The sequence below is a fragment of the Streptomyces sp. ISL-100 genome (genome assembly GCF_018614615.1).
Classification (GTDB): domain Bacteria; phylum Actinomycetota; class Actinomycetes; order Streptomycetales; family Streptomycetaceae; genus Streptomyces.
The window spans coordinates 80,449-102,195 of record NZ_JAGGOK010000005.1; the positions used below are offsets into that span (position 1 = coordinate 80,449).

22 protein-coding genes are annotated in these 21,747 nt (G+C 71.3%); 13 read left to right on the forward strand and 9 right to left on the reverse strand.

The features are described 5' to 3' along the window. The first annotated feature begins 28 nt into the window (after positions 1-28). Entirely contained in the window at positions 29-532 is a 504-nt protein-coding gene (locus tag J7E89_RS03800) for a MarR family winged helix-turn-helix transcriptional regulator (protein ID WP_214968294.1), read from the forward strand. A gap of 80 nt (positions 533-612) precedes the next feature. Here the strand turns inward: J7E89_RS03800 and J7E89_RS03805 are convergent, their stop codons facing one another. Both J7E89_RS03805 and J7E89_RS03810 read right to left on the reverse strand, forming a co-directional pair. Next, positions 613-1,674 (reverse strand): aminotransferase class V-fold PLP-dependent enzyme, encoded by a 1,062-nt coding sequence (locus tag J7E89_RS03805; RefSeq protein WP_214968296.1) that lies wholly within the window; start codon positions 1,672-1,674, stop codon positions 613-615. A 70-nt stretch (positions 1,675-1,744) separates the two neighbouring features. Then, a complete protein-coding gene (locus J7E89_RS03810) occupies positions 1,745-2,410 on the reverse strand; it encodes a DsbA family oxidoreductase (protein ID WP_214968299.1) in 666 nt (221 codons plus the stop codon). A 194-nt stretch (positions 2,411-2,604) separates the two neighbouring features. On the opposite strand from J7E89_RS03810, the gene J7E89_RS42000 reads away from it, so the two are divergent. Continuing rightward, entirely contained in the window at positions 2,605-3,219 is a 615-nt protein-coding gene (locus J7E89_RS42000; protein WP_308315319.1) for an MFS transporter, read from the forward strand. Here the strand turns inward: J7E89_RS42000 and J7E89_RS03820 are convergent. Continuing rightward, positions 3,122-4,651 (reverse strand): aldehyde dehydrogenase (NADP(+)), encoded by a 1,530-nt coding sequence (locus J7E89_RS03820; protein ID WP_214968302.1) that lies wholly within the window; start codon positions 4,649-4,651, stop codon positions 3,122-3,124. The two genes, J7E89_RS42000 and J7E89_RS03820, sit on opposite strands and share 98 nt — an antisense overlap. A 127-nt stretch (positions 4,652-4,778) precedes the next feature. Between J7E89_RS03820 and J7E89_RS03825 the strand changes: the two genes are divergently transcribed. The 6 genes from J7E89_RS03825 to J7E89_RS03850 all read left to right on the forward strand — a co-directional run bounded on the left by J7E89_RS03825 (position 4,779) and on the right by J7E89_RS03850 (position 10,602). Beyond that, entirely contained in the window at positions 4,779-5,549 is a 771-nt protein-coding gene (locus J7E89_RS03825; protein WP_214968310.1) for an IclR family transcriptional regulator, read from the forward strand. A gap of 1 nt (position 5,550) precedes the next feature. Further along, complete coding sequence (locus J7E89_RS03830; protein WP_251060063.1) at positions 5,551-6,042, forward strand: GNAT family N-acetyltransferase; 492 nt, start codon at positions 5,551-5,553, stop codon at positions 6,040-6,042. A gap of 79 nt (positions 6,043-6,121) precedes the next feature. Beyond that, on the forward strand, positions 6,122-7,162 hold the full coding sequence (locus tag J7E89_RS03835; RefSeq protein WP_214968312.1) for a hypothetical protein: 1,041 nt from the start codon (positions 6,122-6,124) through the stop codon (positions 7,160-7,162). Beyond that, complete coding sequence (locus tag J7E89_RS03840) at positions 7,159-8,400, forward strand: histidine kinase (protein ID WP_308315320.1); 1,242 nt, start codon at positions 7,159-7,161, stop codon at positions 8,398-8,400. The genes J7E89_RS03835 and J7E89_RS03840 overlap by 4 nt, the downstream gene beginning before the upstream one ends. After that, the gene (locus tag J7E89_RS03845; protein ID WP_214968314.1) at positions 8,397-9,065 is read left to right on the forward strand and encodes a response regulator transcription factor; all 669 of its coding nucleotides are present in this window, start codon (positions 8,397-8,399) and stop codon (positions 9,063-9,065) included. Before J7E89_RS03840 ends, J7E89_RS03845 begins: the two co-directional genes overlap by 4 nt. Before the next feature lie 85 nt (positions 9,066-9,150). Next, positions 9,151-10,602 (forward strand): penicillin-binding protein 2, encoded by a 1,452-nt coding sequence (locus J7E89_RS03850; RefSeq protein ID WP_214968317.1) that lies wholly within the window; start codon positions 9,151-9,153, stop codon positions 10,600-10,602. 18 nt (positions 10,603-10,620) lie between these two features. On the opposite strand, the gene J7E89_RS03855 is transcribed toward J7E89_RS03850, so the two are convergent. Continuing rightward, a complete protein-coding gene (locus J7E89_RS03855; RefSeq protein WP_214968319.1) occupies positions 10,621-11,979 on the reverse strand; it encodes a S28 family serine protease in 1,359 nt (452 codons plus the stop codon). A gap of 170 nt (positions 11,980-12,149) precedes the next feature. Between J7E89_RS03855 and J7E89_RS03860 the strand changes: the two genes are divergently transcribed. The 3 genes from J7E89_RS03860 (at position 12,150) to J7E89_RS03870 (ending at position 14,412) form a co-directional block, all read left to right on the forward strand. Continuing rightward, complete coding sequence (locus tag J7E89_RS03860; RefSeq protein WP_214968321.1) at positions 12,150-12,647, forward strand: SigE family RNA polymerase sigma factor; 498 nt, start codon at positions 12,150-12,152, stop codon at positions 12,645-12,647. 141 nt (positions 12,648-12,788) lie between these two features. After that, positions 12,789-13,073 (forward strand): hypothetical protein, encoded by a 285-nt coding sequence (locus J7E89_RS03865; protein WP_214968323.1) that lies wholly within the window; start codon positions 12,789-12,791, stop codon positions 13,071-13,073. Positions 13,074-13,161: 88 nt separating this feature from the next. Then, the gene (locus tag J7E89_RS03870) at positions 13,162-14,412 is read left to right on the forward strand and encodes a mannosyltransferase family protein (protein WP_214968325.1); all 1,251 of its coding nucleotides are present in this window, start codon (positions 13,162-13,164) and stop codon (positions 14,410-14,412) included. Here J7E89_RS03870 and J7E89_RS03875 read toward each other — a convergent pair. The 3 genes from J7E89_RS03875 to J7E89_RS03885 form a co-directional block, all read right to left on the reverse strand. Further along, complete coding sequence (locus tag J7E89_RS03875) at positions 14,381-15,598, reverse strand: Cmx/CmrA family chloramphenicol efflux MFS transporter (protein ID WP_214968327.1); 1,218 nt, start codon at positions 15,596-15,598, stop codon at positions 14,381-14,383. The two genes, J7E89_RS03870 and J7E89_RS03875, sit on opposite strands and share 32 nt — an antisense overlap. A gap of 81 nt (positions 15,599-15,679) precedes the next feature. Beyond that, positions 15,680-16,261: a TetR/AcrR family transcriptional regulator gene (locus J7E89_RS03880; protein WP_214968329.1), complete on the reverse strand. Its 582-nt coding sequence runs from the start codon at positions 16,259-16,261 to the stop codon at positions 15,680-15,682. A gap of 37 nt (positions 16,262-16,298) precedes the next feature. Then, complete coding sequence (locus J7E89_RS03885; protein ID WP_214968331.1) at positions 16,299-16,916, reverse strand: TIGR03086 family metal-binding protein; 618 nt, start codon at positions 16,914-16,916, stop codon at positions 16,299-16,301. A 393-nt stretch (positions 16,917-17,309) separates the two neighbouring features. Between J7E89_RS03885 and J7E89_RS03890 the strand changes: the two genes are divergently transcribed. Continuing rightward, on the forward strand, positions 17,310-18,509 hold the full coding sequence (locus J7E89_RS03890; protein ID WP_308315321.1) for an MFS transporter: 1,200 nt from the start codon (positions 17,310-17,312) through the stop codon (positions 18,507-18,509). On the opposite strand, the gene J7E89_RS03895 is transcribed toward J7E89_RS03890, so the two are convergent. Together J7E89_RS03895 and J7E89_RS03900 are read right to left on the reverse strand one after the other, a co-directional pair. Further along, the gene (locus J7E89_RS03895; protein ID WP_214968336.1) at positions 18,475-19,653 is read right to left on the reverse strand and encodes a hypothetical protein; all 1,179 of its coding nucleotides are present in this window, start codon (positions 19,651-19,653) and stop codon (positions 18,475-18,477) included. The two genes, J7E89_RS03890 and J7E89_RS03895, sit on opposite strands and share 35 nt — an antisense overlap. Next, on the reverse strand, positions 19,650-20,621 hold the full coding sequence (locus J7E89_RS03900) for a 5-dehydro-4-deoxyglucarate dehydratase (RefSeq protein ID WP_214968338.1): 972 nt from the start codon (positions 20,619-20,621) through the stop codon (positions 19,650-19,652). Before J7E89_RS03900 ends, J7E89_RS03895 begins: the two co-directional genes overlap by 4 nt. A 275-nt stretch (positions 20,622-20,896) precedes the next feature. Here J7E89_RS03900 and J7E89_RS03905 point away from each other — a divergent pair, with 275 nt between their 5' ends. Beyond that, entirely contained in the window at positions 20,897-21,706 is an 810-nt protein-coding gene (locus J7E89_RS03905) for an NAD(P)-dependent oxidoreductase (protein WP_214968340.1), read from the forward strand. The last annotated feature ends 41 nt before the right edge of the window (positions 21,707-21,747 follow it).

A 21,747-nucleotide genomic window follows, 5' to 3' on the forward strand; every position in this document is an offset into this window, starting at 1 on the left:
GTGCAGACAGTCCCGACAAGGAGTTCCCATGAAGGCCGACCCCGCCTGTCCCGAGCCGCCCAGCACCGCGAGCGGCGGCCCGGTCAGCCACTCCATCTCCCAGACGGCGCGGCTTCACCGCATCGCGGCGGGCAGGCTGCTGCGCGACCTCGGCCTCTACCCCGGCCAGGAATTCGTGATGATGCACCTGTGGGACGCGGGCCCGGTGCGTCAGTCGGAGCTGATCAAGGCGGTCGGGCTCGACCCGTCGACGGTGACGAAGATGCTCCAGCGCCTGGAGCAGTCGGGCCATGTACGCCGCTCCCCCGACCCCGCCGACCGGCGGGCCGCTCTCGTCGAGGCGACCGGGGCGAGCTGCGGCCTGAAGGCGCAGGTGGAGCAGGCGTGGCGGCAGCTGGAGGAGATCACGCTGGCAGGCCTCGACGAATCCGAGCGCAAGGAACTGCTGAGGCTGCTGGGCCACGTGGAAGGCAACCTCTGCCCGCAGGCTCGCGAGGCGGCGGCGGACGGGGCGTGCGACGCCGAGGCGTAGCCGCGGGGCGCGGGGCGCGGGCGGGCTCAATCGCCGGACGAGCGTGAACGTACCCGCCCGCCCGTCCGGCGACGGCGCGCTCAGCCCGCGAGCACGTCCAGCACCCGGTCCACGTCGGCGCTGGTGTTGTAGAGGTGGAACGAGGCCCGCAGGTTGCCCGCCCGGACCGAGGCGACGATGTCCGCCGCCGTCAGCGCGTCGAGCCGGTGCGCGAGGCCGGCAGTGGCGACGACCACAGAGTCGGCGGGCACCGAAGGGTGGCCGAGGGAAGCGAGTCCTTCGCGGTAGCGCGCGGCGAGCGCGAGGTTGTGGTCCCGCACGTTCTCGATGCCGACCTCCTCCAGGAACGCGAGGGACTGCTCGACACCGACGTACGGCAGGAAGGGCGGCGGCTCGTCGAACCGGCGGGCGCTGCGGGCGAGTTCCCGCACGGGACCGTAGGTGCTGGCCCAGATGTCCTCGCCGGACATCCACCCCGCGTGGAGCGGTGTGAGGGCTTCCTGCGCGTCTTCGGCGACGGTGAGGAACGACACGCCGCGCGGCGCCATCAGGTACTTGTAGCCGCCGGCGACGGTGTAGTCGAAGCTGCCCGCGTCGAAGGGCAGCCAGCCCACCGCCTGGGTCGAGTCGACGAGCGTACGGGCGCCGTGGGCGGCGGCAGCGGCCCGTACGGCGGACAGGTCTGCGACACGGCCGTCGGCGGACTGCACCGCGGAGAAGGCCACCAGCCGGGTCTCCGGGCGCACGGACTCGGCCAGGTCCTCCAGCGGCACGTACCGCACCTTGAGGTCCCCGCGGACGACGAAGGGGTTGACCACCGAGGCGAACTCGCCCTCGGGGCACAGCACTTCGCCTCCGGCAGGCAGTGAGGCCGCGATCAGCCCGACATGGACGGCCACCGAACTTCCGACGGCGACCCGCTCCGCACAGACGCCGACGAGCCGCCCGTAGGAGGCGCGGGCGGCGACCACGGCGTCGAAGCCGTCCCCGCCGCCGGGGCTGCCGGTCGCGTTGAGCTCGGCCGCGGCCTTGACGGCCTCGACGCCACGCCGGGGCAGCAACCCACAGCTGGAGGTGTTGAGGTACGTGGTCTCCGGCGCGAACTCCGCGCTCACGGCTTCGGTGAGAGTAAGGGGCTTCATGCCCCCTACTCTGCTACCTCCTCAACTCCCCGTCCATTGCGTATATTTGGCGCGCACCTCTAAGCAATGCTTATGCGTTGCTCGCGCTGCGGTCGGCGACGTGGCTCGCCCAGGCCTGTTCGAGCGCCTGGGAGAAGACCTCGGCGGGCTGGCCGCCGGAGATCCCGTAACGCCTGTCGAAGACGAAGAACGGCACGCTGGTCGCCCCCAGCTCGGCCGCCTCGCGCTCGTCGCCGCGCACCTCGTCGGCGTACGCGCTCTCGTCGGCCAGTACCGCTCGTGCCTCGTCGGCGTCGAGTCCGGCCTCCACCGCCAGATCCAGCAGCACCCGCGAGTCGAAGACGGACCGCTCCTCGGCGAAGTTGGCGCGGAAGACAAGGTCGAGCAGCTCGTCCTGGCGGCCGCGCGCCTTGGCGAGGTGCAGCAGCCGGTGGATGTCGAAGGTGTTGCCGTGGTCGCGGCCCTCGGTCAGGAAGCCGAGCCCTTCGGCGTGCGCGTGGGAGGCGACCTGCTGCTCCATGGCGGCCACTTCCTCGTGCGTACGCCCGTACTTCCTGGCCAGCATGTCGGTCACCGAGTCCGTGACGCCCTTGGGGCTCGCCGGGTCGAGCTCGAAGGAGCGGTGCACCACCTCGACGTCGGCGCGGTGCGAGAAGGAGGCCAGCCCCTTCTCGAAGCGGGCCTTGCCGATGTAGCACCAGGGGCAGGCGATGTCGCTCCAGATCTCGACGCGCATGTGGTTCTTCACTCCAGGTGAGAGGGGATGCGGAGGGCGCGGAGGCAGCCTCCGCTCGGGCCACAACGCGTTCGGGGCGCGGCGCATTCCCGGCGGAAGCTCGGGGAGCGGCGGTCGCGGGCAGGCGGCTGAAGGCCGAGCGGTAGGCGCGGGGGGGGGGGAGAGAGACCGACCTCGGCTGCGGCGTCGGGCCGGTGTTCCTGGCGGTGGAGGCGTGGGAGCGGCATCCGGTCGTCTCGCTCGGCTTGTTCCGCGGCCCACGCCGTCCAATGCTCATCGGCCAGTCGGTCGCCGTCGCGGGCCTGCTCCTCCTGCTGCTCGTCGGCCCGGGCACTCCCCTGCCGGTGATGGCCCTGCTGCTGATCCCGATGGGGCTCGGCATCGGCCTCGCGCTGCCGCCGCTGACCGCCGCCATGATGGAGGCGGTGCCCGCCGAACGGGCGGGGCTCGCGGCCGGTGTGCTCAACGCCGCCCGGCAGGTCTCGGGCGGGCCCGGCGTCGCCGCGTTAGGCGCGCTGGTCGTCGGGGATTTCGCGACCGGTCTGCGTACTGCAGCGCTTTTCCCCACCCGCCCCTTCCCGAAACTGGGGGAAGGCCCCCAGGCCCCGGGGACGCCCTGCGGGCGTGTCCCCACGCGGCGGAGCCGCAGGATGTCACAGCGGGAAGGGGCGGGGCGGCGAAAGTCCCGCAGGGCCACCCGCCCCCGCACCCCTACTCCTGGCGGTCGTTCACCCGCCGCGGCAGCCCCTGCGGATTCGCATCCCGCAATTCCACCGGCAACAACGCCTCCGGCGTCGACTGATAAGTGACCGGCCGCAACCACCGCTCGACCGCCGTCGCACCCACCGACGTAGACGTCGAAGTCGTCGCCGGGTAAGGCCCCCCATGGTGCTGGGCCGGCGCCACCGCCACACCCGTAGGCCACCCATTGACCAGCACACGCCCCGCCAGCGGTGTCAGTTCCGCCAGCAGGTCCGCCCCCGTGCCCCCGTCCCCCGCCAGCTCCTGCGTGGAGAGCTGCAGCGTGGCGGTGAGGTTGCCCGGCAGCCGGGAAAGCACCGCGCCGATCTCCGCCGGGTCCTCGTAGCGCGCGACGACCGTGACCGGCCCGAAGCACTCCTCCAGGAGCAGATCGTGCGGCCCCTCGGAGGCCAGCACCTGCGCCGGTACGGTCAGGAACCCCGCGCTCACGGTGTGCTCGCCGCCCGCGCCGGGGGTCACCGGGGCTTCGGTGTCCGGGAGGCCGGCCCGTTCCCGTACACCTTCCACGAACGCGTCCCGCATCCGGTGGTCGAGCATGACGCCCGGGTCGGTTTCACTGATGGCCGCCGTGAGGGACTTCACCACCCGGTCGCCGGCCCCGCCCGCAGGGGCCAGGACGAAGCCCGGCTTCGTGCAGAACTGCCCCGCGCCCAGCGTCAGAGAGCCCGCCAGACCGGCTCCGATCTGCTCTGCCCGCTCCTCCGCGGCCGCCGCGGTGATCACGACCGGGTTGAGGGAACCGAGTTCGCCGTGGAAGGGGATGGGTGCGGGGCGGGCCGCCGCGGCGTCGAAGAGCGCTCGTCCGCCGCGCACCGAGCCCGTGAAGCCCGCGGCCGCGACCAGCGGGTGCCGTACCAGCTCGATGCCCGCGTCGAAGCCGTGAACCAGGATCACCACGTCCTCCGGCAGGCCCACTTGGGCCGCCGCCCTGCGCAGCACGGACGCGCAGAGCTCGGAGGTCGCCGGATGGTCGGGGTGCGCCTTGACCACGACCGGGCAGCCCGCCGCGAGCGCGCTCGCCGTGTCGCCGCCGGGTACCGAGAAGGCGAGCGGGAAGTTGCTGGCGGCGTAGACGGCGACAACGCCCAGCGGGATCTTGTAGCGGCGCAGGTCGGGCCAGGGCGGGGTCTTCGTACCGTCCTCGTGGTCGATCCTGATGTCGAGGAAGGCGCCCTCGTCGACGATGTCCGCGAACGCCCTGAGCTGGGCCGTGGTGCGCGCGAGTTCGCCGGTCAGCCGCGTCGGACCCAGCGCGGTCTCCGCGTCGGCCGCCTCGACGACGTGCTGCACGGCTTCGTCGAGGAGCCCGGCGGCGGTACGGAGCAGGGCGGCCCGCACCGTACGGTCGGCGAGCGCGGTGCGAACGGCGTGCGCGGCCCGTACCGCGCGGTCGACCTCCTCCGCCGTGGCCTCGACCGCGACCTGCTCACGCGGCTTCCCCGTTCGGGGGTCGACACTCCAGACTGGTGTTGCTGCCACCGTGGGGTCCTTCCAGCCGTTCAAGCCGTTCGATATTCTGAACAGAGTTCCTGATACTGAATATGCTGGGGACTCTATTAACGGACGATCCGAGCGGTCAAGAGTGGCCAAGAAGGGGCGAGGCTCAATGTCTACTGCCGATACGGGCGGTGCGCAGGTCAAATCGGCGGTGCGGACCGTGGAGTTGCTCGAATTCTTCGCCGGCAGCCCCGGCATGCACTCCCTGGCCGCCGTCCAAGAGGCCGTCGGGTACCCGAAATCCAGTCTCTACATGCTGCTGCGCACGCTCGTCGAGCTCGGCTGGGTGGAGACGGACGCGACGGGCACGCGGTACGGCATCGGCGTACGCGCCCTGCTCGTCGGTACGTCGTACATCGACGGGGACGAGGTCGTGGCCTCCGCCCGCCCCACCCTGGACCGGCTCTCCGACGACACGACGGAGACGATCCACCTGGCCCGCCTCGACGGTACGAACGTCGTGTACCTCGCGACCCGCCAGTCCCAGCACTATCTGCGCCCCTTCACCCGCGTCGGCCGCCGGCTGCCCGCGCACTCGACGTCGCTCGGCAAGGCGCTGCTCGCGACGCACACCGACGAGCAGGTGCGCAAGCTGCTCCCGGAGACTCTGCCGGCGCTGACGGAGCACACCATCACCGACCGCGAGAAGCTCATCCAGGAGCTGCACGTCGTCCGCGAGCAGGGGTACGCCGTCGACCGCGAGGAGAACACGCTGGGCCTGCGCTGCTTCGGGGTCGCGATCCCGTACCGGACCCCGGCCCGCGACGCCATCAGCTGCTCGGTGCCCGTCGCCCGGCTCACCCCGGCGCACGAACAGATGGTCAAGGACGCGCTGTTCGACGCACGTGACCGGCTGACGCTCGCCACCCGCAGGCTTTGACATGACCGCTGACATGACCGCCCCGGCCGTGACGCTGCGGGAGGTGGCCGACAGTGATCTGCCCGTCATCTTCCGGCACATGAGCGACCCCGAGTCCAACCGGGTCGCCGCCTTCACCTCCAAGGACCCCACCGACCGCGCCGCATTTGACGTGCACTGGGCACGGATCCGCGCCTCGGACGCCGTCATACGGACCGTTCTGGCCGACGGCGACATCGCCGGCCACGCCGCCGTGTACGGGCCGCCGCAGGAGCGTGAGGTCACGTACTTCATCGACCGCGCGTACTGGGGCCGCGGGGTGGCAACCGGCGCACTGCGCGCGTTGCTCGAACTCGTCCCGGAGCGCCCGCTGTTCGCCCGTGCCGCCGCCGACAACACCGGGTCGCTGCGGGTCCTGGCGAAGTGCGGGTTCACGGTCACAGGGCACGACCGGGGGTTCGCGAACGCCCGGGGGGCGGAGATCGACGAGCTGGTCCTCGCCCTCACCGGCTGAGCGCTCTCCCCCGTCCGGGGGAGACGGTTCACCTTTGAGCGGGAGGTGCGGCGGCGGCTGGTGCCGGAGCGTGGGTGTCATGACAGAGACCGCGCTCGTCCCCACGCCCCAGGGCCTCCACCGGGCCCCCGCCAACCGGCTGCGCAAGGTGCTGCGCGCCGCCGCCGTCGTCTCCTGCGTTCCCTACGTCGCGCTCAAGATCGCCTGGATCGCCGGCAGCCGCGCCGGCATCCCCGAGGGCAGCGTGATCCTCGACCACCCGGGTCTGATGGCTGTCGCCAACAGCGTCACGATCCTGATGGACGCGACCGTCGTCGTCCTGGCCCTGCTGCTCACGCAGGACTGGGGCCGTCGCGTCCCGGCCTGGCTGCTCGCCCTGCCCATGTGGGCGGCGACGGGGCTGCTGACACCGATCATGACCGGGTTTCCGCTCCAGCTGCTGGTGAAGGTGTTCACCGGTGAGAACAGCGCACCGAGCGGCGACGAACCGTTCCTGGCCGACTGGGTCTTCAGCGTCGTCTACACCGGCTTCATCGTTCAGGGGCTGGCCCTGGGCACCCTCTTCGCGCTGTACGCCCGCGAGCGCTGGGGCCACCTGTGGCGGGGCGCGGTCTCGGAGCTGCCCGGCTCCGCCGTCGGGCCCCGGCTGAAGGCGGCCGCAGTGGCCGCGTCCGTACTCGCGGCGCTCTCCGCCGTTCCGCATGTGATGTGGGCCGCCGGTTCCACCACGGGGCTCAACCAGAGCCGGATCGAGCAGCGTTCGGCGGACTTCCATCTCCTCGAAGGCACCTACGTCCTGTTCGCGGCCCTCACCGTGGTGGGAGTCCTGACGCTCGCCCTGCGGCGCGGTCGCGGCCTGGCTCTGAAGACGCCGCTGGCGCTCGCCTGGCTGGGCTCGGGCGCGCTCGGCTGCTGGGGAGCCTGGCTGCTCGCCGCCTCGGCCATGCCCGCGGCCGATGCGGCCGATCAGGCCACCGCGTTGATGCTGGTGACCTACGCTGTCCAGATGATCGCCGGTCTCGTCGCCCTCGCCGCGGGCACCTCCTTCCTGCGGCGGCGCGTGCGGGACGCGGGGGTCGAGGGGCGGGGAGAAGGACAGATACGGGGACGCGCGGCGTGAAGCAGTTGTTCGGGGCGCGGGCCCGGCTGCGCTGGATCCATCTGATCCTCGGCGGCGCCCTGTCGATGCCGTACTTCCTCCTCGGAAGCGTCTTCGTCGGCCCGTTCATCGGCAACCAGAACGTCTTCACCTCGGCCTCCCTGCAGTTCGCCGCCTTCGGCGTCGCGCTCCCGATGGCCACCCTCACCGCGTTCTTCCCGCTCGTCAGGCCCCTGTCGGTGGGCGCGGTGCGGGCGTTGTGCGGGGTGCCTCGTGAGGGGCTGGCCGACGGGCCCGCCCGGTCCGGGCCGGCGCGGGTGCGGACCGCGGGCTGGTTCACGCTGCATCTCGGGCTCGGCGGCATCATCAGCGGCATGACGCTCGCGGTGCCGCCGTTCGCCGCCACACTGATCATCCTGCCGCTGCTGACCCGGCTGCGTGACACCCCGCTCGCGTTGCCCGAAGTGTTCGACCACACCTGGGCGCTGGCCCTCGCCCCGGTCGCCGGGGTGGCGATCCTGGTGGCGCTGGCGGCGTGCGCGGCACTGGCCGGGGCTCTGCTGGCCCGCTGGGCGCCGGTGCTGCTCGGGCCGACACCGGCCGACCGGCTGGCGGCGGCCGAGCGGCGGGCCGCGGACCTGGCCGTGCGCAACCGGCTGGCCCGCGAGCTGCACGACTCGGTGGGACACGCGCTGAGCGCGGTCACCCTCCAGGCGGGCGCGGCGCGCAGGGTGCTGGACAGCGATGTGGAGTTCGTACGGGAGGCGCTGACCGCGATCGAGGAGACGACACGCCGCACCGTGGGCGAACTGGACGCCGTGCTGGGCCTCTTGCGGCAGGGCGAGGACAGTCCCGGTGAGCTGCCGGGGCCCACGCTGGACGTACTGGACGACCTGCTGGCCCGCAGCGGCGTGAAGGTCACGTACGCGCAGGACGGCGGTCCGGCCGCCCAGGCCCCCGGACCGGTGTCCCGCGAGGCGTACCGCATCGTCCAGGAAGGGCTGAGCAACGCCCTTCGGCACGGCGGCGCCGCACCGGTGTCGCTACGGATCGCCCTGAGCGGCGAGGAGTTGGAGATCGTGATGGAGAACCCGCTGCCCGACAGGGTCCCGGTGGTACGCCCCGGGGGCGGCCGGGGGCTGCCCGGCATAGCGGAACGGGCCACCCTGCTCGGCGGCCACGCCGAAGCGGGCCCGTACGGCGACGTGTGGCGGCTCACGGCCCGCCTGCCGGTCGGCGGCGGGGGCGACGCGCGATGAGCACGCCGACGTCAGCGGTCAGGGTCGTGCTCGCCGACGACGAGCGCATGGTCCGCACCGCGCTGCGCGTCATCCTGGACGCCGAACCCGACCTGGAGGTCGTCGGCGAGGCGGCGACCGGCGCGGAGGCCGTCTCGGTGGTCCGCGAGCTGCGACCCGACGTGGTGCTGATGGACGTACGCATGCCGGAGATCGACGGCATCCGCGCCACCGAGCAGATCCTCGGCGGCATGGAGGCGCCCCCGCGCATCGTCGTGGTCACCACCTTCGAGAACGACTCCTATGTGTACGACGCGCTGCGCGCCGGCGCCGCCGGGTTCCTGCTCAAGCGTGCCGCCGCCGAGGACCTGGTCCAGGCGGTCCGGATGGTCGCGCGCAGCGACTCACTGCTCTTCCCGTCGGCGGTGCGCGGTCTGGCCGCCGAGCACGCCAAGCGGCAGCCCGCCCCGCCACCGCCGTGGGCGGCGCGGCTGACCGAGCGCGAGGCGGAGGTGCTGCGGCTGATGGCGACGGGCCTGACAAATGCGGAAATAGCGGACTGGTTGCGGGTCGGCGCGGCGACCGCGAAGAGCCATGTGGCGGCCGTGCTGGCGAAAACGGGCGCGCGCGACCGTACCCAGGCGGTGATCGCGGCGTACGAGTCGGGCTTCATCAAGCCACGCTGAGCGTGCCGCCGCTCCCGATGAGGATTTGGTGAGAAGCGCGACATAGGGGAACGTCACCGGCCGCCCCGTTCGTCTTCCGTACGGGATGAACAAAACGATCAGGCGCGCTTCGGTCTTCTGCCTGCTGATGGTGCTCGCCCTGCTGGTGCGGGTCACCTGGGTGCAGGCGTACGAAGGCCAGGCCCTCGCGGACGACAAGCACAACCGGCGGAACGTGATCGCGCAGTACGCGCAGCCGCTCGGGAACATCATCGTGGCCGGTTCGCCGGTCACCGGATCGAAGAGGACGGAGGGAGGCGATCTTGAGTACAAGCGGACGTACAAGGACGGCGAGCTCTACTCGGCTGTCACCGGTTACAGCTCGCAGGCGTACGGAGCCACCCAGCTCGAGGGCATCTACAGCGACGTCCTCGACGGGACCGACACCCGGCTGAAGAACCCGGCCGACATCATCATGGGCAAGCAGAGCGACCCCGGTGATGTCGTGACGACCATCGACCCGGGCGTACAGAAGGCGGCCTACGAGGCTCTGGGTGACAAGAAGGGCGCGGCCGTCGCGATCGACCCGAAGACCGGGCAGATCCTCGGCATGGTCTCCACACCTTCGTACGATCCGTCGAAGATCAGCGGTACGACCGACGGCGACGCCTGGCAGTCGCTGACCCGCGACAAGGACAAGCCGATGGTCAACCGGGCGCTGCGGCAGCCGCTGCCGCCTGGCTCGACGTTCAAGCTGGTGGTCGCCGCGGCGGCGCTGGAGGACGGGCGCTACGGGTCGGTCGACGAGCCGACGGACAGCCCGAACCCGTACACGCTGCCCGGCACGCGGACGGTTCTTGAGAACGAGAACAAGTCCGCGCCCTGCGAGAACGCCACGCTGCGCACAGCGCTGAAGTACTCCTGCAACAACGTCTTCGCGAAACTGGCCGTCGACCTCGGCCAGGACAAGGTGAAGGCGATGGCCGAGAAGTTCGGCTTCAACACCGAGAAGCTCGATGTGCCGGTCCGGGCCTCGGAGAGTGTGTACCCGTCCGGCATGGACAAGGCGCAGACGGCGCTGACGGGCATCGGCCAGTTCGATGTGACGGCCACCCCGCTCCAGATGGCCATGGTTTCGGCGGCCCTCGCCAACGGCGGTGAGCTCGCGTCGCCGCACATGGTCTCCAAGGTGACGGACGCGGACGGCGACACGCTGGAAGACCTCGGAAACGCGGGCAGTGAGCGGGTCGTCTCGTCGTCCACCGCCGAGCAGCTGCGGAGCGCGATGGTCACGGTCGTCGAGGACGGCACGGGGACGAACGCGCGGATCGGCGGCGCCGAGGTGGGCGGCAAGACGGGCACCGCACAGCACGGCGTCGACAACAGCAAGACGCCGTACGCCTGGTTCACGTCGTACGCGAAGGACAGGACCAGCGGCAAGGAGGTGGCAGTCGCGGTCGTCGTCGAGGACTCGGGCGCGGCGCGCTCTGAGGTCAGCGGCAACGGCCTGGCGGCCCCCATCGCCGAGAAGACGATGAGGGCGGCGCTCAGCCGGTAGGGGTTACTGGCCTGAGGGTTACTGGCCGGCCCAGCGCTTGACCGTGGCCTCGGCCTGGGCCCGCTCGGTGGGTGTCAGCTTGGAGATGAGCGCGCCGTGGTTGGTGTTCGGTGCGACGTAGAGGTGCGAGTCGTGCTTGCTGGGCTTGAACTGCTCGGCGCTCCACGGGTCGTTCTGCCCGTACACGAACATCATCTGCTCGCCCCGCGTGGCCACCCAGCGGTCGACGTCCTTGATGACGCGGCCGTCGTAGGACGTCCGCATGTCAGCGGGCAGCACCGAGTTGGGCTGGTAGATGTCCGGGTAGTTGCGGACGTCGCGCAGGTGCTTGAACTTCAGGTCCGCCCAGCCCAGCTGGGAGGCGGCCTGCCGGTAGTACGGGCCGCTGCCCTCGGCCCCGTTGCCCTGGTCCGAGTAGATGCTGAGGCCGTGGTCGAGCGACCACTTGTACAGCTCGTCGTCGGTCGCCCTGCTCGCGTCGGGGACCGCCGGGCAGTCGGTGTACGTGCCGCTCTGCCAGAAGTTCCACACCTGGTCGAGCACCGAGAACTCGAAGGCGCGGTCGGCCGAGCCGAGGTACTTGAAGGTGAGGCCCTGCTCCTTGGACGTGGCCTCGAAGCGCGGCAGCATGGCGCCCCGCCGTACGAGCATTTCGCGCTGTACGGCGTCCAGGGCGTTCCGGCATTCGGCCGTGCCGACCGTCTTGAAGAAGCTCTCGTAGACGCTGTCGTCACGGTTGCTCGCGTCGTTCGGGGCGACGTACGCGACGACCGCGTCCAGGTCCTGGGGGTAGAAGCGCTCGTGGTAGACCTGCGTCATTCCGCCCTTGCTGGCGCCGGTTCCGAGCCACTTCGCCTTGTAGATGCTCTTGAGCGCCTGGACGATCGCGTGCTCGTCGCTCGCCTGCTGCCAGACGTTCAGGTCGTCCCAGTCGACGTCGGCGGCCGCGGGGCGCGAGGTGTTGAAGTAGCGGTGCTCCACGCTGACCTGGTTGGCGCCGAGCAGCGTGGTGATCTCGCGGGTGCCCGAGGAGAGCCCGTATCCGCCGGTGTAGTGCACGACCGGCGCCGTCTCGGTCTTGTGCCAGAGCGTGAATCTCTGCTGGAAGGTGCCGCTGCCGGGGTCGCGGTGGTCGACGGGCTGGGCCAGCGTCAGGGTGAAGAAGGGGAATCCGCCCTTGTCGGACACCGAAACAACCGTCAGCCCTGGGATCCGCTCCAGCCTTTCGCGGATGTCGGCTGCCGCGGCCGCATCGACCGCGGCGTCGGAGGAGGCGCGGGCCGCCGGTTCGGCGGCGACGGCGGGCGAAGAGGCCAGCAGACCGGTTGCCGTTATGAGGCCGGCACAGAGCAGAGAAGGCAGGACCTTGGTGCGCACGCTGAAGTCCCCTCGGTCGGAGGTGATGCTGCGATGGATACAACGCGCCGCATGGTATGCGCTTTCGTACTGTGACTGGCCTCACTCCGAAGCTTTGCGTTCCGTGTCAACCGGATGCGGGCTCCCGGGCGTATGCCTGGTGAGACCGAAGAGAGATCCAGGAGTGGTTGTTGACCGTCGAGGAGTTTGAAGAGTTCTACGCGCATACGGCGTCCCGCCTCATCGGGCAGCTGTATGTGATGCTCGGCGATCTGCACGAGGCCCAGGACGTCGTACAGGAGGCCTTCGTCCGGGGCTGGAGCCGGCGGCGTCAGCTTGACGGCGGCGGCGAACCCGAGGCGTGGATCCGCACGGTGGCCTGGCGTCTGGCGGTGAGCAGATGGCGGGTGCGCCGCCGCTCGGCGGACGCCTGGCAGCGGCGCGGCAGTCCGTCGGCCGACCCGGGGCCCGGCCCCGAGCAGGTCGCGCTGGTGTCGGCGCTGCGCGAGCTGCCGCCCAAGCAGCGGCGGACGGTGACCCTGCACTACCTCTGCGATCTGACGGTTGTCCAGATCGCCGCCGAGACCGGCCTGTCCACGGGCACGGTCAAGACGCACCTGGCGCGGGGCCGGGCCGCGCTCTCCCATCTTCTGCAGGATCCGCGTGCTGAGGAGGCCTCCGGTGCCTGAGCCCCATGACCCTTTGAGGAACGCGTTCAAGAAAGCCGCGGCTGCCGGGCAGGCCCACGCGCGGCCGGTGCCCGCCTCGGTGATCGCCGGGCGCGGCGAGCGACGCCAACGGCGGCGGCTGGCCCTGGTGGCCGCCACCGCGTGCCTTGCCTTCGCCGGTACGGGCGCCGCGGCGGTGACGGCATTGCTGCCGGGCGGCAGTACGGGCACCACCGTCCCCGCTTCCACTCCGTCCGGCCTCCCTTCGTCCTCGCCCTCCCCCTCCTCTTCGTCGTCCTCGTCGCTTACGCGCACCACTCCCCCGGTGTCCTCGCCGCCACCCGGGACACCGACCGGAACACCATCGGGGACACCGTCGAGTACGGCGCCGGAGCAGCCACCGAGCACGTCACTGCCTCCGGGCTGACCCGCACCAGGCTCCGCTAACCGCCCCCCCTGCCCGCCGCATCGCCGAATCGCCGAATCGCCGCAGGGCGATCCCGCATGCCCCGATGCCCGCACCAGGAGTACGACCATGGCCACCTCGACCCCTCTGCGGCCCCCCGCACAGCCCGCCCGTACTCCCGCGTGGGAAAGAGCGACTGCCACCGGCCCCCGGCCCGGGCCCCACCGACGGCTCGGGCTCAGGCTCGGGTTTGGGCTCGACGACCGGAACGTCCTGCTGCTGTACGTGCTCACCCGGGTCGGCATCTGGACCACCGCGTACTGCGCGCGGTGGCTGTTCGCCGAGGACCGCAAGGCCCGCGACGTAGAGCCCGCGCTGTCGTCGTGGGACCAGTGGGACTGGTGGCACTACCTGCACATAGCCCAGGACGGTTACTTCCCGGGCGGGGCCGGGCCGTGGACGGACGACTGGGACAACAGGGAGGCATTCTTCCCCGGCTTCCCTCTCGTCCTGCGCGCCGTGCACGTAGCGATCCCGGACTGGACCGTCGCGGGCCTGCTGATCTCCTTCGTCTCGGGGGCAGTCGCCGTCCTGGCCCTCGCCCGTACAGCCCGCCTCCACCTGCCAACCACCAACGGCGCCCCGGGGCAGCGCACCGTGCTCTTCTTCCTGCTCTCTCCGTGCGCGGTGTTCCTGGCCGCCGGCTACACCGAGTCGCTCTTCCTCGCCCTCGCCCTGCCCGCCTGGCTCGCCGCCCGACGCCGCAACTGGCCGCTCGCGGGCATACTGGCCTGCCTGGCCACCGGCGTCCGGGTCAGCGGACTGTTCCTCGCGGCGGCGATCGCGGTCCACTTCATCGCCACCACAGACCTCCGCAAGCAGTGGCGTTCGCTTCCGTGGATCGCTCTGCCCGCTCTGCCCGCCGCCCTGTACGCATGGTTCCTGCACGCGCACACCGGCGACTGGATGGCATGGAACCACGCCCAGGAGCGCGGCTGGTACCGGAACTTCCACGCCCCCTGGGAGACGTGGCAGAACACCTGGAATGCCGCCTTCGCGCACACCCACTCCACCGGTTACGCCATCATGTTCCAGGCCGAGCTCGTCACCATGGTCGTCGGACTGCTCCTGTTTGCGGTGCTGCTGAGACGGCGGCGGTGGCCCGAAGCGGTCTACGTCGGGCTCAGCCTGTGGGCGCTGGGCACCTCGTACTGGTACACGTCCATCCCGCGCGCCACGCTCCTGTGGTGGCCGATGTGGATACTGCTCGCCACGTGGAGCCTGCGCCGCCCCTGGGTGAAGAGCGCCTACCTGTGCGTCGTCGCGCCCCTCTCGACGATCCTCACCATCACTTTCCTGACGGGACGCTGGGCGGGCTGACAGCCAACAGAGCGACATCTGCGGGCACTTGGGCCGCCACGCGCCGCGCGAGCGAAGCCGCCCAGGCCGTCGCCGCGACGGCCAGCGCGCCGACACCGGCGCCGACCCAGGCGACCGAGGCGTAGCCGAAGCCCGCGTCGATGGCCATGCCGCCCAGCATGGGCGTGAGCGTGATGCCGACGTTGAAGGCGGAGGTGCTGACGGCGGGTACAAGAGTCGGTGCGTCGGGCGCGATGGTGAACACCCGTGACTGGAGTACGGGGTTGGTGACGTAACCGGCCACGCCCAGGACGAGGACCAGCACGACGGTCAGGGTCAGGTTCGGCGCGGCGAGCGCCACCGCCGCCGAGGCGAGGGTGAGGGCTCCGATGCCGAGGTAGAGGGTGCGGATGGGGGCGCGGTCGGCGACGCGCCCGCCGATCGTCATGCCGATGAGCCCGCCGACTCCGTACAGCGACAGAACGGCCGGCACCCAGCTCTCCGGCACGCCGCTCACGTCGGTCAGCAGCGGCGCCAGGTAGCTGAAGGTGACGATGGCGGCGCCGAAGGCCAGTACGGTCACGGCGAAGGAGACCCACAGCTCGGGCCGCGCCAGCCCCTTCAACTCGCGTCGTACGGAAGGAACTTCTCGCCCGGCGGGATGACCGCCCGGCAGCACGGCCACGATCGCGACCAGACTCACGGCGGTGAGGGCCGCCACTCCCCAGAACGCCGCGCGCCAGCCCACATGCTGGCTCATCAGTGTCCCGGCGGGTACGCCGACGATGGTGGCCAGGGTCAGACCAGTGGCAACGACGGAGAGCGCCCTGCCCTTGGCCGTAGCCGGCACCAGACTCACGGCGGCCGCGGCGGCCACGCTCCAGAACCCGGCGTATGCGACCGCCGTCACGATGCGGCTCGCGAACACTACGGCGTACTCCGGGACAAGGGCCGCGACCACATGCCCGGCGATGAACACGGCCTGGAACGCGACGAGCGCGCTGCGGCGCGGGACGCGCAGGGTGAGCACGCTCATCAGCGGCGCGCCGACGACCATGCCGATGGCGAAGGCGGAGATGAGCAGCCCGGCGTCGGGGATGGAGACGCCGAGGTCGTCGGCCATGGTGGGCAGCAGACCGGAGAGCATGAACTCCGAGGTTCCCTGGGCGAAAATGCCCAGGCCGAGTATGTAAACGGCGATTGGCATGAGTCGATGCTCCGTTGTTTTGGACTGTACGTTTCAAAATAAGCCCATGGAAAGGCCCGCAGTGGCTGCCTGTCATTGACCTCAGAGGGCCGCGAGGGCGGCGTCCGCGACGCTTTCCAGCACGGACCGCTGCGGGGTGACGCGCGCCGAGACCTTCAGGCCGGCGATGGTCGCGATGACGAAGTGCGCGAGCGCGGCGGGGTCCTTGTCGCGGGCGATGTCGCCGTCCCGCTGCCCCGACTCGATCGCGGCACGGATCAGCGCGAGGCGCAGCCGGTAGTCGCGGGCCAGGTCGTCCGCGACCTCCCGGTCACGGGCGGCCACCTCGACGGCCGTATTGACGACCAGACAGCCTCGGCCTTCCGGACCACGCTCGAACTCCTCGTCGATCACCCGCTGAAACTGCGTACGGATCTTCTGCCGGACCGGGAGATCGATCTCCATCAGGGCGGCCAGCTCGGCGTTCTTGTACTCCATGTAGCGGGCGAGGGCGCGGTCGAAGAGGTCGCGCTTGCTCTTGAAGGTGTTGTAAATGCTGCTGCGCCCCAGGCCGGTGGCGTCGCACAGGTCCTGGGTGGACGTCGCTTCGTAGCCGGCGGTCCAGAACGCCTCCATCGCGGCGTCGACCGCCCGCTCCTCGTCGAACTTCCTCGGCCGGGCCATGCCCTGGACGCTAACACGTTTTGGAACGTACGGTCTATTACTTGTTCGCCGGCGTCCAGGACGGGCTGCGGCCCGCGCGCCCGACGACCCGGTCGAGGAGCGGTGCGTCCTCCGGTGCGTCGACGGGGGTTCCGAAGATCCCGTCATCGCCCGGGCTGTCGTCCGTCGGCTCCAGCAGCTCGTACGACGACCGAAGGCTCGCGGCGTCGGGCGCGTACGGCTGGCCGGTGGCACGGGCCAGGTCCCAGCCGTGCACCACGATCTCGTTGAGGGCGACCTGCCCGGCGACCGCACCAGGCAGCGTGACGCCGCCCGCGCGGGTCATGCCCTGCCAGGCGTCCGGGCTTCGCCAGGCGACGATGAGCTCGTCGAGCTGCTTCGGGAGGCGGGTGCGCCAGTCGTCTTCGAGTACGGGCAGGGCGGAGCCGGGGTCGGTGTCGGTCGTCGGGCCCAGCTCCTTCTTCGCTGCGTCGCGGAAGGCGGCGGTGAGGCCGACCAGGTGGGCCGGGAGGTGGTGTACCGCGTACTTCTCGCAGGGGGTGGGCGCGGCGAGCTGGTCGTCCGTGACCCCGTCGAGCAGTCGGGCGAGCTGCCGGGCGGCCGGTTCGAAGTCGAGGGTGCCGGGCGTGTCGAGCTTGGGGTCATTGAGTGTCATGACGCTGCCTCCGATGAGCGGACGATGCCTGCGCAGTAGTGACCGCCGCCCCCGCCGAAACTCATCGGCGCGTCCCAGCCCCGGACGCCCTACTGGCGTGTCCTCAAACGCCGGACGGGCTGGATCTTGCGGTACCGGCGGCACATTCCCACTCAACACCGGTCCGGGGCGAAGCCCCAGCGCCCACCCCGGCGACCTCCAGCCCGTCCGACGTTTGAGGACCGGGGCCTGGGGCGGAGCCCCAGTTGCGGGAAGGGGCGGGTGGGGGAAACAAGCCCCGCAGGGCTCCGGGTAAGGCAACTGCCCGATCCGCCGCCCCCTCCTCAGATGCCACGCTGGCCGCCCACCAGCCCACCCGGCAAGACAAGAACCGCATGCGAGGCAGACACACCAGTGGCATCACCCACGGCACACCGGCTCCTGCGAAACCGCAACGCGACCCTCTACCTCGGCGGCGCCATCACCTCCAGCTTCGGCACATCCGCGATGTGGCTCGCAGCCGGCATCTGGGTCAAGTCCCTCACCGGATCGGACAGCCTCGCCGCCCTGACCACCTTCTGCCTGTGGGCCCCGACCCTCGCCGGCCCACTCCTCGGCACAGTCGCCGACCGCGTACGCCGCAGGCAGCTCCTCATCCGCACCAGCGCCGCCATGGCCGCCCTGCTCACCACCCTCCTCCTGGTCGACTCGGCCGCCCGCGTCTGGATCCTGTTCGCCGTACTCCTCCTGTACGGCGTGAATTCCGTCGTCCAGGACGCGGCGGAGGCCGCTCTCGTCGCCCGCGCCGTCGACAAGCAACTGCTCGGCGACTTCAACGGCCTGCGTATGACCGCCACCGAAGGCACGAAACTGATCGCGCCGCTCGCCGGCGCCGGGCTCTTCGCTCAGTTCGGCGGGGCATCGGTGGCGCTCCTCGACGCGGCGACGTTCGCGCTCGCCGCCGCGATCTTCACGCTGCTGCGGGTCGAGGAAGAGCCACCGCCGCCCACCACGAGCAACTGGCGTACGCAGACAGCCGACGGCGCCCGTTTCCTCTGGCGCACAGCCGCCCTCAGGCCGCTCGTCCTGGCCGGCTCGGCCACCATGCTGCTCGCCGGACTCAACGGCGCGGCCGTTTTCGCCGTCGTCGACCGGGGCCTCGGCCACTCCCCCGCCTACGTCGGCGTGCTCTACGCGGTGCAGGGCGCCGGTTCCGTGCTCGCCGGGCTGCTGGCGGGCCCCCTGCTGCGGCGGCTGCCGGAGCGGGTCTTCGCCGCCGCCGGCATCGCGCTGTTCGCGCTGGCCGTCGCATCGCGTGCGCTGCCGTACGACGCTGTGGTGCTCGCGAGCGCCGCGGCCGTGGGCCTTGGACTGCCCTGCGTCCTCGTCGCCACGCTGACGGCGGTCCAGCGCGAGACGCCGGACGCGCTTCTCGGCCGTACCGCCGCCACCGCCGGCACCCTCGTCTACGCACCGAACGCGGTGGCCCTCGCCCTCGGCGCGGGCCTGATCGCGGTCGTGGACCACCGGGCACTGCTCGCCGCGACCGGCGCGGCGGGTCTGCTGACCGCCTGCGCGCTCATGGCTGCCGCAGGGCGGCGCGTACGAGCCTGAGGTCGGCGTCGGACGCCAGACCCGCGTGGTAGAGGCGCAGCTCGCTCGCTCCGAGCGCCGCCGCACGAGCCGCGTCCCCGGCGAGCGTGGCCGGGCTGCCCCCCATGCCGGAGACGACACCGAGATTCGCGGCGACAACGCTCGCGGCGTCCGGGCGGCGGTGCTCCGCGAAGGGTGCGAGCAGCTCCGGGCCACCCGCGCACGGCACCACCACACCGTCCGCGACCCCGAGGATGTGCCGGGGATCGACACCCGCGTTCGCCCCGCAGTGGTACGCCGACGGATCGGCGTGCAGCAGCACTTGGAAGCCGGGGGGCGCGGCTGCCCGTACCGCCGCGACGGCCGCTTCCTGGAGCGTACGGGCGGCCCGGGTACGCCAGGCGAGGCTCGCGGCGGCGAGTCCGGGGCCGAGGAGCTTCTCGACGGCCGGCCACCCGGTCTCGGACGAGGACCCGGCGGCCCAGGCAGGATCGAGGGCGCGGCGTACGGCCTGCCTCAACTCGCCCGCCTCCACGCCGAGTTCCTCGTAGCCAGTCCGACAGTTCCGGCAGAAGCAGAGCGACATCAGGTACTGCGCCGCGTCGCCGAGACCCACTCCCGCGATCTTGTCGTGCGCGTGCAGATGCGCCAGGCCGTACCAGCCGCAGGACTCCAGCTCGGTGCCGCGCGCCCCGGGGCGTACGGCCGCTTCCGCCGCCAACGCTGTCAGGTAGGTGCGTACGGCGGGCTGGGCGATGCACGGCGCCCAGAGGTAGCGGTCGCCGTACGCGTTGACGACGGAGGTGTCCGGATGGTCGGCGCCGAGGCGGGAGTTGTGCGCGAGGACGACCCAGGAGTGGACGTCGAGCCCGGCGGCCGCGAGCGCTTCGGCCGCCTCACCGTACGGATCCGCGGTGGGCGCCCAGTCCCCGGCGGCGTACGGTCGCAGGCTCCGCCCCGCCCAGCGGTCCTCGTCGACGGGGTAGAGCACGGCGGCGTGTTCGGCGGTCACAATGCGGTGGCCGGGGTGGCGCGGGGTCAAGGCGCGGGTCGAGTGGTAGGCGGAGGCGAGGGTGACCTGCTGGACGCCGAGGTCCGCGATGCGGTCGGCGGCATCCGGGTCGCCGACAAAGTCCCAGGGGTAGAGGAAGGCGGCGGCCTTCACGCGCGCTCACCGCCGGCATCGCCGGCACCGCCGGCACCCCCGCCGATCAGGGCCCGGCCGCGCTCGATGAGCTCGGCCAGCATCTTGACGTGTACGGGGTCCGGTTCGCTGAGCGGCGGCCGTACTTCACCGACCTCCAGGCCGGCGAGACGTACGCCCGCCTTGACGAGCGAGACCGCGTACCCGCGGCCGAGGTTGCGCAGTTCGACGAGCGGGGCGTAGAAGCCGTCGAGCAGGCGGTTGACTGTGTCGTCGTCGCCCGTGTTCAGAGCCCGGTGGAAGGCGAGCGCGATATCGGGCGCGAAACAGAAGACGGCGGAGGAGTAGAGGGTGACGCCGATGCCCCGGTAGGCGAGGCCGGTGAGTTCGGCGGTGGGCAGGCCGTTGAAGAACAGGAAGGGGTGGCCGGGCGGCAGGTCGCGGCGTACGGCGCCGACGATGCGCTGCATCAGGTCGAGATCGCCGTAACCGTCCTTGAGCCCGATGATGCCGGGCACCCGCGCGAGTCCGACGACGGTTTCGGGGGTGAAGACGGCGTTGTCGCGCTGATAGACGATGACGTCGAGGGCGGTGGCGGCGGCCAGTTCGGTGTAGTGGCGCAGCAGCCCCTCCTGGTCGGCGACGACGAGGTACGGCGGCATGGCGAGCAGTCCGTCGGCGCCCGCTTCCTCGGCGGCCTTCGCGTACTGGACGGCGAGCGCGGTGCCGTAGCCGGCTCCGGCGACGACGGGGACCCGGCCGGCCGCCTCTTCCACGGCGGCGGCCACGCAGGTGCGGAACTCCTCCGGCGTCAGGGCGTGGAACTCGCCGGTGCCGCAGCAGGCGAAGACGGCGGCGGCGCCGGCCTCGATGCCGCCGCGTACATGTGCGCGGAAGGCGTCGACGTCGAGGCCGCCGTCCGGCCCGTACGCGGTGACGGGGAAGAAGAGCAGGCCGTCGAGTCGGCCGGCGAGCGGGGCTGAGGTCACGGGCGCTCCCTGTGCGTGCACAATTATGATCCGCGTCTATATCCCTGAACGTCGTCACGCTAAGGCAGCCACCTGGGGGCGGTCAAGACGAGAAACACCAATGCAGAGGCGGATTCAGCGCCTCCGCGCGACACTTGACGGGGTTCGGGGCCACTCCCTAGCGTGTCCACGCATGTGAATTCGGTCCACGCACGCGTCCAAGCCTTGCGCTCCACTGCTCTCACCGCTCTCACCGCTCTCACCGCTCTCACCGCTCTCACCGAGGAGACCCGCCGATGCCCGCACCCCGCACCGTCCTGCTGACCGGCGCCGCCGGAGGCATGGGCACCCTGATGCGCGGCCTCCTTCCGGCGTACGGCTATGAACTGCGGCTCTTCGACGCCACCCCCATAGAGGGCGAGCCGGACGCGATCACAGCCGATCTGGCGGACAAGGAGGCGCTGCGCCAGGCCGTACGCGGCGTCGACGCGGTCATCCATCTCGCGGGCATCTCACTGGAGGCGTCCTTCGAGAAAATCCTGCGCTCCAACATCGAGGGGACGTACAACCTCTACGAGGCGGCCCGCGAGGAGGGCGTCGGCCGGATCGTTTTCGCCTCGTCCAACCACGCGGTCGGCTTCACCCCCGTCCCCAGTGAAGGCGCCCCGCTCATCCCCGTCGGCACTCCGCACCGCCCCGACACGTTCTACGGCCTCTCCAAGGCATTCGGCGAGGACCTGGCACAGCTCTACTGGGACCTGCACGGCGTCGAGACCGTATCGATGCGGATCGGCTCCTGCTTCATGGAGCCCACTTCGGTGCGGATGCTGTCGGTCTGGATGAGCCCGGGAGACGGCGCCCGCCTGCTGCACGCCGCGCTCACCGCCGAGGACGTCGGCCACACCGTCGTCTACGGCTCCTCCGCCAACACCCGCCTGTGGTGGGACCTGACGTCCGCGCGGGCCATCGGGTACGAACCGCAGGACGACTCCGAGCAGTACGCCGAGAAGCTCATCGCGGACCAGGGCGAACTCGACCCGGCCAACCCGGACCACGCGAACCTGGGCGGCCACTTCTGCACCAACCCGCCCCAGTGGCCGTACTGATAATCGCGCGACCCGGCGGGCGGGCGGCGGGCATGATGCGC

What these genes read in the sequence shown, in the direction of transcription:
- J7E89_RS03800 (WP_214968294.1), top strand. Translation starts at nt 29, where the DNA reads ATGAAGGCCGACCCCGCCTGTCCCGAGCCGCCCAGCACCGCGAGCGGC.
- J7E89_RS03805 (WP_214968296.1), bottom strand. Translation starts at nt 1,674, where the DNA reads ATGAAGCCCCTTACTCTCACCGAAGCCGTGAGCGCGGAGTTCGCGCCG.
- J7E89_RS03810 (WP_214968299.1), bottom strand. Translation starts at nt 2,410, where the DNA reads ATGCGCGTCGAGATCTGGAGCGACATCGCCTGCCCCTGGTGCTACATC.
- J7E89_RS03825 (WP_214968310.1), top strand. Translation starts at nt 4,779, where the DNA reads ATGTCTACTGCCGATACGGGCGGTGCGCAGGTCAAATCGGCGGTGCGG.
- J7E89_RS03830 (WP_251060063.1), top strand. Translation starts at nt 5,551, where the DNA reads ATGACCGCTGACATGACCGCCCCGGCCGTGACGCTGCGGGAGGTGGCC.
- J7E89_RS03835 (WP_214968312.1), top strand. Translation starts at nt 6,122, where the DNA reads ATGACAGAGACCGCGCTCGTCCCCACGCCCCAGGGCCTCCACCGGGCC.
- J7E89_RS03845 (WP_214968314.1), top strand. Translation starts at nt 8,397, where the DNA reads ATGAGCACGCCGACGTCAGCGGTCAGGGTCGTGCTCGCCGACGACGAG.
- J7E89_RS03850 (WP_214968317.1), top strand. Translation starts at nt 9,151, where the DNA reads ATGAACAAAACGATCAGGCGCGCTTCGGTCTTCTGCCTGCTGATGGTG.
- J7E89_RS03870 (WP_214968325.1), top strand. Translation starts at nt 13,162, where the DNA reads ATGGCCACCTCGACCCCTCTGCGGCCCCCCGCACAGCCCGCCCGTACT.
- J7E89_RS03875 (WP_214968327.1), bottom strand. Translation starts at nt 15,598, where the DNA reads ATGCCAATCGCCGTTTACATACTCGGCCTGGGCATTTTCGCCCAGGGA.
- J7E89_RS03880 (WP_214968329.1), bottom strand. Translation starts at nt 16,261, where the DNA reads ATGGCCCGGCCGAGGAAGTTCGACGAGGAGCGGGCGGTCGACGCCGCG.
- J7E89_RS03885 (WP_214968331.1), bottom strand. Translation starts at nt 16,916, where the DNA reads ATGACACTCAATGACCCCAAGCTCGACACGCCCGGCACCCTCGACTTC.
- J7E89_RS03905 (WP_214968340.1), top strand. Translation starts at nt 20,897, where the DNA reads ATGCCCGCACCCCGCACCGTCCTGCTGACCGGCGCCGCCGGAGGCATG.